Source organism: Actinocorallia longicatena, assembly GCF_039534125.1.
In the GTDB taxonomy this organism is placed as follows: Bacteria; Actinomycetota; Actinomycetes; order Streptosporangiales; family Streptosporangiaceae; genus Actinocorallia; species Actinocorallia longicatena.
Map to the genome: position 1 here is coordinate 515,954 of NZ_BAAAUV010000003.1, position 12,785 is coordinate 528,738.

At 69.3% G+C, this 12,785-nt stretch carries 17 protein-coding genes; 4 read left to right on the plus strand and 13 right to left on the minus strand.

What is annotated here, in order from left to right:
- Positions 1-10 precede the first annotated feature (10 nt).
- From ABD785_RS08045 to ABD785_RS08055, 3 genes are read right to left on the minus strand one after another with little or no spacing between them, the layout of a single operon-like run.
- Positions 11-1,426, minus strand: a complete 1,416-nt coding sequence (locus ABD785_RS08045; protein WP_344824021.1) for a sensor histidine kinase — start codon at positions 1,424-1,426, stop codon at positions 11-13.
- Positions 1,423-2,109: a response regulator transcription factor gene (locus ABD785_RS08050; protein ID WP_344824023.1), complete on the minus strand. Its 687-nt coding sequence runs from the start codon at positions 2,107-2,109 to the stop codon at positions 1,423-1,425. Before ABD785_RS08050 ends, ABD785_RS08045 begins: the two co-directional genes overlap by 4 nt.
- A gap of 45 nt (positions 2,110-2,154) precedes the next feature.
- A complete protein-coding gene (locus tag ABD785_RS08055) occupies positions 2,155-2,604 on the minus strand; it encodes a MarR family winged helix-turn-helix transcriptional regulator (protein ID WP_344824026.1) in 450 nt (149 codons plus the stop codon).
- 107 nt (positions 2,605-2,711) lie between these two features.
- On the opposite strand from ABD785_RS08055, the gene ABD785_RS08060 reads away from it, so the two are divergent.
- From ABD785_RS08060 to ABD785_RS08075, 4 genes are all read left to right on the plus strand, one after another.
- Positions 2,712-4,148, plus strand: coding sequence for an MFS transporter (locus ABD785_RS08060; protein ID WP_344824029.1), 1,437 nt, complete (start codon positions 2,712-2,714; stop codon positions 4,146-4,148).
- A 77-nt stretch (positions 4,149-4,225) separates the two neighbouring features.
- Positions 4,226-4,768, plus strand: coding sequence for an MFS transporter (locus ABD785_RS08065; RefSeq protein WP_344824031.1), 543 nt, complete (start codon positions 4,226-4,228; stop codon positions 4,766-4,768).
- Positions 4,769-4,819: 51 nt separating this feature from the next.
- Entirely contained in the window at positions 4,820-5,380 is a 561-nt protein-coding gene (locus ABD785_RS08070) for a copper chaperone PCu(A)C (protein ID WP_344824033.1), read from the plus strand.
- The gene (locus ABD785_RS08075) at positions 5,380-6,549 is read left to right on the plus strand and encodes a Dyp-type peroxidase (RefSeq protein WP_344824036.1); all 1,170 of its coding nucleotides are present in this window, start codon (positions 5,380-5,382) and stop codon (positions 6,547-6,549) included. Before ABD785_RS08070 ends, ABD785_RS08075 begins: the two co-directional genes overlap by 1 nt.
- Here the strand turns inward: ABD785_RS08075 and ABD785_RS08080 are convergent.
- From ABD785_RS08080 to rpsH, 10 genes are all read right to left on the minus strand, one after another.
- On the minus strand, positions 6,546-6,989 hold the full coding sequence (locus ABD785_RS08080) for a DUF1707 SHOCT-like domain-containing protein (protein ID WP_344824039.1): 444 nt from the start codon (positions 6,987-6,989) through the stop codon (positions 6,546-6,548). The genes ABD785_RS08075 and ABD785_RS08080 overlap by 4 nt on opposite strands.
- Positions 6,990-7,028: 39 nt before the next feature.
- Positions 7,029-7,850 carry a type I methionyl aminopeptidase gene (gene map, locus ABD785_RS08085; protein WP_344824042.1) on the minus strand — a complete coding sequence of 274 codons (822 nt, stop codon included), beginning with the start codon at positions 7,848-7,850 and terminating at the stop codon, positions 7,029-7,031.
- Between the two features lie 16 nt (positions 7,851-7,866).
- A complete protein-coding gene (locus ABD785_RS08090) occupies positions 7,867-8,508 on the minus strand; it encodes an adenylate kinase (RefSeq protein WP_344824045.1) in 642 nt (213 codons plus the stop codon).
- On the minus strand, positions 8,509-9,810 hold the full coding sequence (gene secY / locus ABD785_RS08095; RefSeq protein WP_344824153.1) for a preprotein translocase subunit SecY: 1,302 nt from the start codon (positions 9,808-9,810) through the stop codon (positions 8,509-8,511).
- 160 nt (positions 9,811-9,970) lie between these two features.
- A complete protein-coding gene (gene rplO, locus ABD785_RS08100) occupies positions 9,971-10,417 on the minus strand; it encodes a 50S ribosomal protein L15 (protein ID WP_344824048.1) in 447 nt (148 codons plus the stop codon).
- Positions 10,414-10,644 carry a 50S ribosomal protein L30 gene (gene rpmD / locus ABD785_RS08105; RefSeq protein ID WP_344824051.1) on the minus strand — a complete coding sequence of 77 codons (231 nt, stop codon included), beginning with the start codon at positions 10,642-10,644 and terminating at the stop codon, positions 10,414-10,416. Before rpmD ends, rplO begins: the two co-directional genes overlap by 4 nt.
- Positions 10,641-11,276, minus strand: a complete 636-nt coding sequence (rpsE, locus tag ABD785_RS08110) for a 30S ribosomal protein S5 (protein ID WP_344824054.1) — start codon at positions 11,274-11,276, stop codon at positions 10,641-10,643. The genes rpmD and rpsE overlap by 4 nt, the downstream gene beginning before the upstream one ends.
- A gap of 34 nt (positions 11,277-11,310) precedes the next feature.
- Positions 11,311-11,706 carry a 50S ribosomal protein L18 gene (gene rplR / locus ABD785_RS08115; RefSeq protein ID WP_344824057.1) on the minus strand — a complete coding sequence of 132 codons (396 nt, stop codon included), beginning with the start codon at positions 11,704-11,706 and terminating at the stop codon, positions 11,311-11,313.
- Positions 11,707-11,708: 2 nt separating this feature from the next.
- On the minus strand, positions 11,709-12,245 hold the full coding sequence (gene rplF / locus ABD785_RS08120) for a 50S ribosomal protein L6 (RefSeq protein WP_344824060.1): 537 nt from the start codon (positions 12,243-12,245) through the stop codon (positions 11,709-11,711).
- Positions 12,246-12,263: 18 nt separating this feature from the next.
- Entirely contained in the window at positions 12,264-12,662 is a 399-nt protein-coding gene (rpsH, locus tag ABD785_RS08125; RefSeq protein WP_344824063.1) for a 30S ribosomal protein S8, read from the minus strand.
- Positions 12,663-12,785 lie beyond the last annotated feature (123 nt).

A 12,785-nucleotide genomic window follows, 5' to 3' on the forward strand; every position in this document is an offset into this window, starting at 1 on the left:
CAGGCGAAGCTCAGAGGGAGCTGGGAACCGGCAGGAACACCCGGAAGGTCGCGCCGCCGCCGGGCGTCCCGGCCAGTTCGACGCGGCCGCCGTGCGCCTCGGTGATGGCCGCGGCGATGGACAGGCCGAGGCCGGAGCCCTCGGCCGAGCGCGACCGGTCGGCCCGGTAGAGCCGCTCGAACACGTGGGGCGCGTCCTCGGGCGCGATGCCGGGGCCGGTGTCGGCGACCTCGATGAGCGCCTCGCGGACCGTGGAGCCGATCCGCAGCGCGATGGACGCTTCCGCCGGGGTGTGCCGGACGGCGTTGTCGAGCAGGTTCGCGACGACCTGCCGCAGCCGCGGCCCGTCCCCCGGGACGATCACCGGCTCGAACAGCTCGCTGTCGGGATCGAGCCCCGACAGCGTCACCAGACGGCCCTGGGCATGAACGTCCCTGACCAGGTCGGCGGCCAGTTCCAGCAGATCGACGGGGGCCGACTCCAGCGGACGCTGCTCGTCGAGGCGGGCCAGCAGCAGCAGATCGTCCACCAGCAGGCCCATCCGCTCCGCCTCGGCCTCGATCCGCGCCAGCGACTCCGCGGCCGGGCCGCCGCGCTGGGCCAGCTCGGCGAAGCCGCGCACGGACGTCAGCGGGGTGCGCAGCTCGTGCGAGGCGTCGGCGAGGAACCGGCGCATCCGCTCCTCCGACGCCTTCCGCGCGTTGATCTCGCTCTCCACCCGGCCCAGCATCACGTTCACGGCCCGGCCGAGCCGTCCCGGCTCGGTGTGCGGATCGACGTCGGCGACCCGCCGCGAGTAGTCGCCCGCCGCGATCTGTCCGGCCGTCTCCTCCATCCGCGACAGCGGCCGCAGCCCGATCCCGACCAGCATCCGCGCGAGCAGGCTCAGCGCGGCGAGCGCCACGAGCAGCACCGCGACGTCGATCGCCACCAGCCGCTGGAAGATGCTCTCCACCTGGCGCAGCGACGAGGCCCCCACCAGCAGGACGTCCCCCGTCCCGCCGCGCCCGACCTGCACCCGCCAGTCCGCGCCGCCGTCGACGCCCGGCACGGTGAACGGGCCCTTCCCCGCGTGCCCGGCCAGCCTCTCCCGGCTCGGCAGGTCCGGGCCGGGACGCCCCGAGGCCAGCAGCCCGTGGGCGCCCTCCGGGGTCACGGCGTACAGCCGGAACTCGTCGGTGTCGATGCCCGGCACCCGTGCCGGGCCTATCTGGTCGACGATCCCGCGCAGCCGCGCGAGCACCTCGGGCGAGACGTCGCTCATGCCGCTGCCGATCCGCGAGACCCGCTCGTCCACCTGGCCGACGAGGTAGGCGCGGTACAGCGCCAGCCCCACGCCGTCGGCGACGACCAGCCCGAGCGCCGCCAGCACCGCGGTCACCAGCGCCAGCCGCGACCGCAGCGACCACCGCGACGGCCCCCTCACCGCGACGTCCTGAGGCTGTAGCCGACCCCGCGCAGCGTGTGGATCAGCGGCGGCCCGAGCGAGTCGATCTTCTTGCGCAGGTAGTACACGTAGGTCTCGACGATGCGGCCGTCTCCCGCGAAGTCGTACTGCCACACCCGGTCGAGGATCTGCGCCTTGCTGACCACGCGCCCGGCGTTCTCCATCAGGTAGCGCAGGAGCTTGAACTCCGTCGGCGACAGCTCGACGGCCGTTCCCGCCCGGCGCACCTCGTGGGTGTCCTCGTCGAGTTCGAGGTCGGCGTAGCGCAGGCGGGCGTCCAGCTCGCCGGGGGCGCCGACGCGGCGCAGGACGGCGCGGATCCGCAGGACCAGCTCCTCCAGGCTGAACGGCTTGGTCACGTAGTCGTCGCCGCCGGCGGTCAGGCCCTTGATCCGGTCCTCGACGGCGTCCCTGGCCGTCAGGAACACGATCGGCACGTCCCGGCCGGACGCCCGCAGCCGTCGCGCCACCTCGTACCCGTCGAGGTCGGGCAGCATCACGTCGAGGACCACCAGGGCGGGGCCGACGGCGGCCGCCGTCACCGCTTCGAGCCCCGAGGCCGCCGTGTCGACCTCGAACCCGACCAGCCGCAGCGTCTGCGCCAGCAGATCACGAATGTTCGGCTCGTCGTCGACCACCAGGATCCGCGTCGTCTCACCCACGCCCCATGGATATCCGACGAACCTCGGAGTGAGCTCGGAGACCCGCTACGGCCTCGGCCAGGGTTCGCCGGAGATGCGCTCGATGGAGCCGTTGAAGTGTTCCAGGCAGGAGGCGAAGACGGCGATCTCCTCGCGCGGCCAGCCCTTGAAGATCTCTTCGAGGCGGCCGAGGAGGTACTCGCGGTCGGCGGCCAGGCGCCGGGTGCCCTCGGGGGTGACGCGCAGCCGCCGGGCGATCTCGTCGGGGGCGGCGATCCGCTCGATCAGGCCCTCGCGGAGCATGGCGGCGGTCTGCCGGTTGATCGTGGACTGGTCGAGCCCGAAGGCCCCGCTCAGCTCGCGGATCGTCATCGGACCCTGCATCTCCAGCCGGCTCAGCAGCACGTAGGCGCTGCGTTCGAGCTGGTCGCTCTCCTTGCGGGCACGGGCGACCGAGAGCTGGTAGCGGCCCAGCAGCATCAGCTCGTACTCGACGTCGTGAATCGACTTCTCCACGATGTCATGAATATCACAGGGATATGCAGGCTGCACATGATGTGCATCCTGCATACCATGTGTATTGTTCACATATATCCCCCCGTACCGACCCACAGGAGATCCGCGTGGACCAGCCCGCCCCCACAGGGCGCACCAACCTGATCGTGGCGACGCTGGCCTTCGCCGGCACCGCCGCCGCGCTCATGCAGACGCTCGTCGTGCCCTTCATCGGCGAACTGCCCACCCTGCTGAACACCTCGGCCTCGAACGCCTCCTGGGTGATCACGGTCACCCTGCTCGTCGCGTCCGTCGCCACCCCCGTCTCGGGCCGCCTCGGCGACCTCTACGGCAAGAAGCCCATGCTGCTGGCCAGCACGGTCCCGCTCATCCTCGGCTCGGTCGTGTGCGCCCTGTCCGACACCCTCGTGCCGATGATCGTCGGCCGCGGGCTCCAGGGACTCGGCGTCGGGATCATCCCGCTGGGCGTCAGCGCGCTGCGCGACATCCTGCCGCCCGCCAAGATCGGCTCGGCGATCGCGCTGATCAGCGCCTCGCTCGGCATCGGGGCGGCGCTCGGCCTGCCCATCGCGGCCGCCGTCGGCGAGCACGCGGACTTCCAGGTGCTGTTCTGGGGTTCGGGAGCCCTCATGGCGGTCGTGGCGGTCCTCATCTGGCGGGTCCTGCCCTCGGTCAAGGTCAGGAACGAGGGACGCTTCGACGCCCTCGGCGCGGTCGGTCTCGGCGCCGGTCTCGTCTGCCTCCTGCTGGCCATCTCCAAGGGCGCCGACTGGGGCTGGGGCAGCGCGAGCGTCATCGGGCTGTTCGCCGCCGCGGCCGTCATCCTGCTGGCCTGGGGACGGTTCGAGCTCCGCCACTCCGACCCCCTGGTCGACCTGCGCACCACCGCCCGTCCCCAGGTGCTGCTGACCAACGTCGCCTCGATCGCGGTCGGGTTCGCGATGTACGTCCAGATGCTCGTCACCATGCAGCTCCTCCAGCTTCCCGAGGCGATCGGCTACGGCCTCGGCCAGTCGATGCTCGCCGCGGGCCTGTGGATGGCGCCCAACGGCATCGTCATGATGCTGATCTCGCCGGTCGGCGCGAAGCTGTCGGCCCTGCGCGGCCCCAAGGTCACCCTGATCGTCGGCGCCGTGATCATCGCGGCGGGCTACGGCTCGATGCTGGCCCTCATGGGCTCCGCGCTCGGCCTGATGATCGCGAGCTGTGTCTGCGCCGCCGGCACCGGCTTCGCCTACGGCGCGATGCCCGCCCTCATCATGGGCGGCGTGCCGCTGAGCGAGACCGCCGCCGCCAACAGCTTCAACACCCTGATGCGCTCCATCGGCACCTCGGTCTCCTCGGCCGTCGTCGGCCTGGTCCTCTCCCAGATGACCATCACCGTCGCCGGGCACTCCGTCGCCTCCGAGAACGGCTTCCGCACCGCCATCGGCATCGGCATCGGCGCTGCCCTCCTCGCCGCCGCGATCTCCTTCGCGATCCCGTCCCGCAAGGCCGCCCCCGCCGGGGCCGCCCTCCGCGAACCGGTCGGCACCGCCGCCTGACCCCGAGCCCCTGGTCCCCGGGTCGTCCGCGACCCGGGGCCCGCTGCGCGGAACCCCGTGGAATGATGGGCGCCGTCATGGGGAATCCGCCGCTCCGTCTCGTCCGCGCCTCGGTCTTCGCCGCCGTGTGCGTCTCCCTGACGTCCCTCGGCCACCTGACCGCGGCCCGCGCCCCGATGCCGCTGTGGACCGTCGGCGCCGGATTCCTGGGCGTCCTGGCCTTCGCCTGGCTGCTCGCCGGGCACGAGCGCGGCCTTCCCACGATCTTCGGCGGGCTCGCGGGCGGCCAGTTCACCCTCCACGCGCTGTTCGCCGAGGGCGGCCATCTCCACCACGGCGGCGAGGAGCTCGCCGAGGGCTCCGGCGGCCGTCCGGGCATGACCCTCGCCCACCTCCTGGCCGCCCTCGTCTCGTCCTGGTGGCTGCGCCGCGGCGAGAGCGGGATCTGGCGTCTCGCCCGCCGGCTGCTCCTGCGCCTCGCCCCGCTGCTCCACCCCATCCCGGCCGTCCGGCCACGGCCGCTTCCCGCCGTCCCGGACCGCGTGCGGGTGCTCCGCGCCGCCGTCCTGCGGCACGTCCTGTTCCTGAGGGGTCCCCCGGTGATCCTCCCGGCGCGCTGAGCGCCGCCGAGCCCACCACTTCACCACCTCCTCAGGAAGGTTCTCCTCACCATGCCGCTCCGCCTTTCCCCGGCCGTCCTCGCGCTGGCCCTCACGCTGTCCGCCTGCGGCGGCAGCGACGACCCGGCACCCGTCAAGGCCGCGCCCGCCGCCTCCACGCCCATCGCCTCCACGCCCATCGCCTCCACGCCCATCGCCTCCACGCCCACCCTCGCCGCCCCCTCCCTGACGGTCACCGGCCAGTGGGTGAAGACCGCCGACAAGGGCATGTCCGCCGCGTTCGGCACCCTCGTCAACGACACCGGCGCCGACATCACCGTCGTCGCCGCCACCACCCCCGCCTCACCCATGGTCGAGCTGCACGAGGTCCTCGGCGCGGGCGGCGAGATGAAGATGCAGCCGAGGAAGGGCGGCTTCACCGTCCCCGCGCACGGACGGCTGGAGCTCAAGCCCGGCGGCCTGCACATCATGCTGATGAACGTCACCGAGCCGATCGAGCCGGGCGCGGAGATCGCGTTCACGCTGAAGCTCGAGGACGGCACGACCGTCCCGTTCACCGCGCTGGGCAAGGCCTTCAAGGGCGGCAACGAGAAGTACGCGCCGGGCCACTGATGCCGCACCCGTCCCGGCGGGCCCTGATCGGCGGAGGCGCGGTGGCGGCGGGCGCCGCCACCGCGGCCTACCTCGCCCGTCCCGGCACGCCCTCCACCGCAGAACCCGCCCCCGCCGAGATCCCGGCCGTGGAGCCCTTCCACGGCACCCACCAGGCGGGCATCGCCACCCCTCCGCAGGTCCACGCCGCGTTCCTGGGCTTCGACCTGCGGCCCGGCATCGCCCGCGCCGACCTCGGCAGGCTCATGCGCCTGCTCACCGACGACGCCCGCCGCCTCACCGCGGGCCGCACCGGCCTGGCCGACGCCCAGCCGGAACTCGCCGGCCTCCCGGCCCGGCTGACCGTCACCTTCGGCTTCGGCCCCGGCCTGTTCCGGGCCGCGAAGTTGGAGCACCTTCGCCCGCTGGCCGACCTTCCCGCCTTCCCGGTCGACCGGCTGGAGAAGCGGTGGAGCGGCGGCGATCTGCTCGTCCAGCTCTGCGCCGACGACGGGGTCACCCTCGCCCACGCGCTGCGGCTGATCGTCAAGGACGCCCGGGACTTCGCGACCGTCCGCTGGACCCAGCGCGGCTTCCGCCGCTCGGCCCAGCCGCAGGGACAGACCCAGCGCAACCTCATGGGCCAGCTCGACGGCACCGTCCAGCCCGCCGACCTCGACCGGTCCGTCTGGATCTCCGACGGCCCCGCGTGGCTGCGCGGCGGCACCCTGATGGTCCTGCGCCGCATCCGCATGGACCTGGAGAAGTGGGACGCCGCCGACGAGGGCACCAAGGAGTTCGCCATGGGCCGCAGGCTGTCCACCGGCGCCCCGCTCACCGGCACCCGCGAGCACGACGAGCCCGACCTCACGAAGACCGCCGCGACGGGCTTCACCGTGATCGACGACATCGCCCACATCCGCCTCGCCAAGGCCGCCGACCCGGCCCTGCGCATGCTCAGAAGGGGCTACAACTACGACGAGACCGTCAGCCCGGACGGCGTCACCGACTCCGGCCTGATCTTCGCCTGCTACCAGGCCGACCTGGCCCGCCAGTTCGTCCCGGTCCAACGCCGCCTGGCGGCCTCCGACCTGCTCAACGACTGGACCACCCCGATCGGCTCCGCCGTCTTCGCCCTCCCCCCGGGCTGCGCCGAGGACGGCTGGATCGGAGCCGGACTGCTCGCTTAGTCCTTGTCCGGCCCGAACAGGGTCGCGGCGAGGAGGACGGCGCCCCAGGGGCCCGCCACCCACAGGAACCACGGGTAGGCGGCGTCCCCTGCGGTGCCGATCAGCACGCACAGCCAGACGACGAAGGTGACGATGTTGACCGAGCCCCAGGCGGCCCAGGAGGCGGCCAGGCCGGTCCGGTAGACCTTGACGGCCTTGGAGCCCGTCCGCGGGACCGGCTTGGCGGTCGAGGCGGGGATCGGGAGATCGTGCAGGTCCTGCTCGGGGAGGTCGGAGGTGAGCTGCTGGAGCCCGCCGACGGTCTTGGCCGCGTAGACGGCCTCGAGGCGCTCGTTCAGCTCGTCCTGGGTCAGCCGGCCGACCGCGTAGTTGTCGCGCAGGACCTCGGCGAACCGGTCACGGTCCTTGTCGGACGCTCGCATGTCGGGGTTCTGCGGCATCCGGGACTCTCCTCACGAGAGGTGCTCTGTCGGGACTTCTTACGACGCGTTCAATTTTGCGATGCGCGCGGTGCCGTCTTCAAGTGCGGTGAGCACCTGGGGACCGGATTCGGTGATCGCGACCGTGTGCTCGAAGTGCGCCGAGTACTTCCCGTCCTCGGTGACGACCGTCCAGCCGTCCTCGAGCTCGTCGGTCCCGGGCTTGCCCAGGTTCACCATCGGCTCGATCGCGAAGACCATGCCGGGCCCGACCTTCATCCCGCGGCCGGGCTGCCCGACGTTGGCGATGAACGGGTCCATGTGCATCTCGGTCCCGATGCCGTGGCCCCCGTACCCCTCGACGATGCCGAAACGGCCCTGAGAGCGCACGTACGACTCGATGGCGTGGCCGATGTCCCCGAGAGTGGCCCCCACGAGGCAGGCGGCCATGCCGCGCCACAGGGACTCCTCGGTGACGTCCAGGAGCTTCTGGACGGAGGGGGTGACCTCGCCGACGGGAACGGTGATGGCCGCGTCGCCATGCCACCCGTCGACGATCGCGCCGCAGTCGATGGAGATGATGTCGCCGTCCCTCAGGATCTTGTCGTCCCTGGGGATGCAGTGCACGATCTCCTCGTTCACGGAGGTGCAGAGGGTGGCGGGGAAGGGCGTGATCGGCCCGGGTACGCCGATGAAGGAGGGGATGCCGCCGTTGCTCCGGATGTTCTCCTCGGCCAGCCGGTCCAGGTCCTTGGTGCTGACGCCCGGCTTCACGGCCGCGGACACCAGCGCCAGCGTCTCCCCTACGAGACGCCCGGCCACCCGCATGAGCTCGATCTGCTCGGGTGACTTGACCTGGACGCGCATCTTCCTTCTGAACACCCAACTCGCCTAACTACTAAGAACGCAATGCCCCGAGGGCCCGTGCCGTGACCTCTTCCACCGAACCGGTGGCGTCGATCGGGAGGAGGATCCCCTCCTTGTCATAAAACGACACGATGGGAGCGGTCTGTTCCTCATAGACGTCCAGCCGGTGCCTGACGACCTCTTCCTTGTCGTCGTCCCGCTGGAAGAGCCGGCCCCCGCAGTCGTCGCAGACGTCGTCCCTGCCCTCGTCGAACTCCACGTGCCAGATCCGCTGGCACGCCGAACAGGTGCGGCGGCCCGAGAGCCGGCGGATCACCTCTTCGTTGTCGACCTCGAGCTGGAGGACTCTGTCCAGGTGGAGACCGTCCTCCGCCAGCATGGCGTTGAGGGTCTCGGCCTGGGGGACGTTGCGGGGGAAGCCGTCCAGCAGGAAGCCGCCGACGGCGTCCTCCTGGTGGATCCTGTCCCGGACCATGGCCACGGTGACCTCGTCCGGGACGAGGTCGCCCTTGTCCATGTACTGCTTGGCGAGAACGCCGAGCTCGGTTCCGCCGCTCACATTGGCGCGGAAGATGTCACCGGTCGAAATCTTCGGGATCGACAGATGACTAGCGATGAACTGGGCCTGTGTCCCCTTACCCGCTCCGGGGGGCCCGACGAGAACGATGCGCATCTAGCGGAGGAATCCTTCGTAGCTGCGCTGCTGGAGCTGAGACTCGATCTGCTTCACGGTGTCCAACCCAACGCCGACGATGATCAGGATGCTGGTGCCGCCGAAGGGGAACTCGTTGGCCGTCCGGAGGACGGCGAACGCGATCATGGGGATCAGGGCGACCAGACCCAGGTAGAGCGCGCCAGGAGCGGTGATCCGCGTGAGCACGTAGTCGAGGTACTCGGCGGTCGGCCGCCCCGGACGGATACCCGGGATGAAACCACCGTACTTCTTCATGTTGTCGGCGACTTCAGTGGGGTTGAAGGTGATCGCGACGTAGAAGTACGTGAAGAAGATGATCAGCGAGAACGTGATGAGCATGTTCACCCAGTTGTCCTGCTGCAGCCTCGGCATGATCTCTTTCTGGAGGAACTCGTTGTTCGGCCAGAGCTGCGAGGCGAGCTGCGGGAGGTACAGCAGCGACGAGGCGAAAATGACGGGGATGATGCCGGCCTGGTTCACCTTGAGCGGGATGTAGGTCGAGGTCCCGCCGTACATGCGGCGGCCGACCATGCGCTTGGCGTACTGGACCGGAATGCGGCGCTGGGCCTGCTCGACGAACACCACGGAGGCCACGATGCACAGGCCCACCAGAATGATGATCGAGAACTTGAAGCCGCCCTTGTCCTTGAAGATCTGGACGAACTGCGACGGGAACACCGCGACGACCTGGGTGAAGATCAGGATCGACATGCCGTTGCCGATGCCCCGGTCGGTCACGAGCTCGCCGAGCCACATGATGACGGCCGTGCCCGCGGTCATCGTGATGACGATCGTCACGACGGTGAACACGTCCGTGTTGTACAGCAGGTCCGTCTCGGTGGCGCCGCCGAACAGGTTGCCGGTCGCGGCCATGGCCACGATGCCGGTCGACTGCAGGATCGCCAGCCCGATGGTCAGGTACCGCGTGTACTGCGTGATCTTCGTGGTTCCGGCCTGGCCCTCCTTCTTGAGGGCCTCCAGCCGCGGGATCACCACGGTCAGCAGCTGCAGGATGATGCTCGCGGTGATGTACGGCATGATGCCGAGCGCGAAGACCGACAGCTTCAGCAGCGCTCCGCCGCTGAACAGGTTCACGAGGGAGTAGATGCCCTTGTTGTCACCCGTGGACGCCAGGTTCATCGCGTCCTTGACGGCACCGACGTTGACGCCGGGGGCCGGAAGCTGCGAACCCAGACGGAACACGAAGATGATCAACAACGTGAAGAGAATCTTCTTGCGCAGGTCGGGCGTTTTGAACACCCGTGCGACAGCGGTGAGCACCATTCCTCCTGCGCCATTACCTGATCAGTCGGCCGGACGGCCTGTGGTCGTATAAATGAGACGGGCTTAACACGCAAGTCGGCCCGTCGGAGATGCTAACAGCAGATAGAACCGGGACCGACCTTCCAACGACGGACGGTCGATCCCGGTTCCATGAAAATCAAACCTGCTCGGCGGTCCCGCCGGCAGCGACGATCTTCTCCTTGGCGGAGCCGGAGAAGGCGTTGACCTTCACCGTCACCGCGACGGAGATGTCGCCGGTACCGAGGATCTTGACCGGGCGGTTGGCGCGCACGGCGCCCTTCGCGGCCAGGTCCTCAGCCGTGACCTCGCCACCCTGCGGGTAGAGCTCGGCCAGCTTGTCCAGGTTGACGACCTGGAACTCGACCCGGTTCGGGTTCTTGAAGCCCTTGAGCTTCGGAATCCGGCGGATCAGCGGCATCTGGCCGCCCTCGAAGCCGACCGGGACGGTGTTGCGGGCCTTCGTGCCCTTCGTACCGCGACCGGAGGTCTTACCCTTGGACGCCTCACCGCGGCCCTTGCGGACCTTCTTCTTGTGGGCGCCGGGGGCCGGCTTGAGGTCGTGGATCTTCAGAGCGTCGCTCATGATTCCACCTCCTCAACGCTCACCAGGTGAGCAACGGTGCGGATCAGGCCGACGACCTCGGGCTTGCCGGCGCGGACGGTGGAGTCACCGATGCGCTTGAGGCCCAGGGTACGCAGCGAGTCCCGCTGGTTCTGCTTCTCGGAGATCACGGACTTGATCTGCGTGATCTTGAGCTGACGGTCCGCCGAGGTCTCCCGGAGGATGTCGGCCTGCGTCTTCACGCTCATGACGAAACCTCGACCTTCGCGGCCTCGATGCCCGCCGCGCGAGCGCGCAGCATGGCGGCGGGGGCCACGTCCTCGATCGGCAGGCCGCGCTTGGCCGCGATCTCTTCCGGACGCTTGAGCTGCTTGAGCGCCGTCACCGTCGCGTGGACGATGTTGATGGCGTTCGAGGAGCCGAGCGACTTCGACAGGACGTCGTGGACGCCCGCGCACTCGAGAACGGCGCGCACCGGGCCACCGGCGATGACACCGGTACCGGGGCTGGCCGGCTTGAGCAGCACGACGCCCGCGGCGGCCTCACCCTGGGTGAGGTGCGGGATGGTGCCCTGGATACGGGGGACCTTGAAGAAGTTCTTCTTGGCCTCTTCGACGCCCTTGGCGATCGCGGCCGGAACTTCCTTGGCCTTGCCGTAGCCGACACCGACGGTGCCGTTGCCGTCGCCGACGATCACGAGGGCGGTGAAGCTGAAGCGACGACCACCCTTCACGACCTTGGCGACGCGGTTGATCGCGACGACGCGCTCGATGTACGACTGACCCTTGTCGGCCCCACGGCGGTCGTCACGGCGTCCGTCACGGCCGCCCGAACGACGCTCGCCGCCCTGGCCGCCTCCGCGACTGGGAGCAGCTGCCATTAGTGGTTCCTCATCTCAGACTTGAAGGAGGAGGTCACAGCGCGAGACCCCCCTCGCGGGCACCGTCCGCGACAGCGGCGATGCGACCGTGGTACTTGTTGCCGGCGCGGTCGAAGACGACCGACTCGACGCCCGCGGCCTTGGCGCGCTCGGCGACGAGCTTGCCGACTTCCTTGGCCTTGGCGGTCTTGTCACCGTCGTTGGAACGCAGCGACGCCTCCATGGTGGACGCGGACGCGAGCGTCTTGCCACCACCGAGGATCGAGTCGTCGACGACCTGCACGAAGACGTGCCGGGTGGAGCGAGTCACGACCAGGCGCGGGCGCACGGTGGTGCCCACGACCTTCTTGCGGACCCGCAGGTGACGACGCTTGCGCGACGTGGCGCGCTTGCTCGTGTTCTTGCGGAACAGGTCCTTGGTACCGGCCATGACTACTTACCAGCCTTTCCGACCTTGCGGCGGATCTGCTCACCCTGGTACCGCACACCCTTGCCCTTGTACGGGTCGGGCTTACGGAGCTTGCGGATGTTGGCCGAGATCTCGCCCACCTGCTGCTTGTCGATGCCCTCGACCTTGAAGACGGTCGGCTTCTCGACAGTGAAGGTGATGCCCTCGGGGGCCTTGATCAGGATCGGGTGGCTGTAGCCGAGCGAGAACTCGAGGTCCTTGCCCTTGGCCACGACGCGGTAACCGACGCCCTGGATCTCCAGCGTCTTCACGTAACCCTGGGTGACGCCCACGATCATGTTGAAGACGAGGGTGCGGCTCAGGCCGTGCAGGCCGCGAACCGTGTTGATGTCGTTGGGACGCGTGATCGTGACCACGCCGTCCTCGAGCTCGGCCTTGATCGGCTCGGCGATCGTGTGCTCGAGCGTGCCCTTCGGGCCCTTGACCGTGACCTTCTGGCCATCGATCTTGACCTCGACTCCGCTGGGAACGGAGATCGGCAGACGTCCAATGCGAGACATTGTCTGATTCTCCTTCCGCTACCAGACGTAGGCGAGGACTTCGCCGCCCACGCCGCGCTTGCCAGCCTGCTTGTCGGTCATCAGACCGGAGGACGTCGAGATGATCGCGACGCCAAGGCCACCGAGGACCTTGGGCAGGTTGTCCTTCTTCGCGTAAACCCGGAGACCGGGCTTCGAAACGCGCTTGATGCCGGCGATGGAACGCTCACGGGTCGGCCCGAACTTCAGGTCGATGGTGAGCTTCTTGCCGACTTCGGCATCTTCCACGTTCCAGCCCGAGATGTAGCCCTCCTGCTGGAGGATCTCGGAGATGTGAGCCTTGATCTTCGAGTACGGCATCGACACGGTGTCGTGGTATGCCGAGTTCGCGTTACGCAGACGCGTGAGCATGTCTGCGATCGGGTCGGTCATCGTCATGGCCTGGTGGCCCTCCCTCGCCGCGGTTTCCAGCTGCCGCTACACACCGCCTAGGCGGTTTTCGCGACCCTACGGACCTACAGCGTGGTCATGGGCACCTCTCAGATTCGGGTGCCCGGTTTG

Coding starts and splice junctions, on each gene's coding strand:
- ABD785_RS08065 (WP_344824031.1), top strand. CDS start 4,226: ATGGGGAATCCGCCGCTCCGTCTCGTCCGCGCCTCGGTCTTCGCCGCC.
- rpmD (WP_344824051.1), bottom strand. CDS start 10,644: ATGAGCGTGAAGACGCAGGCCGACATCCTCCGGGAGACCTCGGCGGAC.
- ABD785_RS08090 (WP_344824045.1), bottom strand. CDS start 8,508: ATGCGCATCGTTCTCGTCGGGCCCCCCGGAGCGGGTAAGGGGACACAG.
- rplR (WP_344824057.1), bottom strand. CDS start 11,706: ATGGCCGGTACCAAGGACCTGTTCCGCAAGAACACGAGCAAGCGCGCC.
- rpsE (WP_344824054.1), bottom strand. CDS start 11,276: ATGGCAGCTGCTCCCAGTCGCGGAGGCGGCCAGGGCGGCGAGCGTCGT.
- rplO (WP_344824048.1), bottom strand. CDS start 10,417: ATGAGCGACGCTCTGAAGATCCACGACCTCAAGCCGGCCCCCGGCGCC.
- ABD785_RS08080 (WP_344824039.1), bottom strand. CDS start 6,989: ATGCCGCAGAACCCCGACATGCGAGCGTCCGACAAGGACCGTGACCGG.
- rplF (WP_344824060.1), bottom strand. CDS start 12,245: ATGTCTCGCATTGGACGTCTGCCGATCTCCGTTCCCAGCGGAGTCGAG.
- rpsH (WP_344824063.1), bottom strand. CDS start 12,662: ATGACGATGACCGACCCGATCGCAGACATGCTCACGCGTCTGCGTAAC.
- ABD785_RS08070 (WP_344824033.1), top strand. CDS start 4,820: ATGCCGCTCCGCCTTTCCCCGGCCGTCCTCGCGCTGGCCCTCACGCTG.
- ABD785_RS08075 (WP_344824036.1), top strand. CDS start 5,380: ATGCCGCACCCGTCCCGGCGGGCCCTGATCGGCGGAGGCGCGGTGGCG.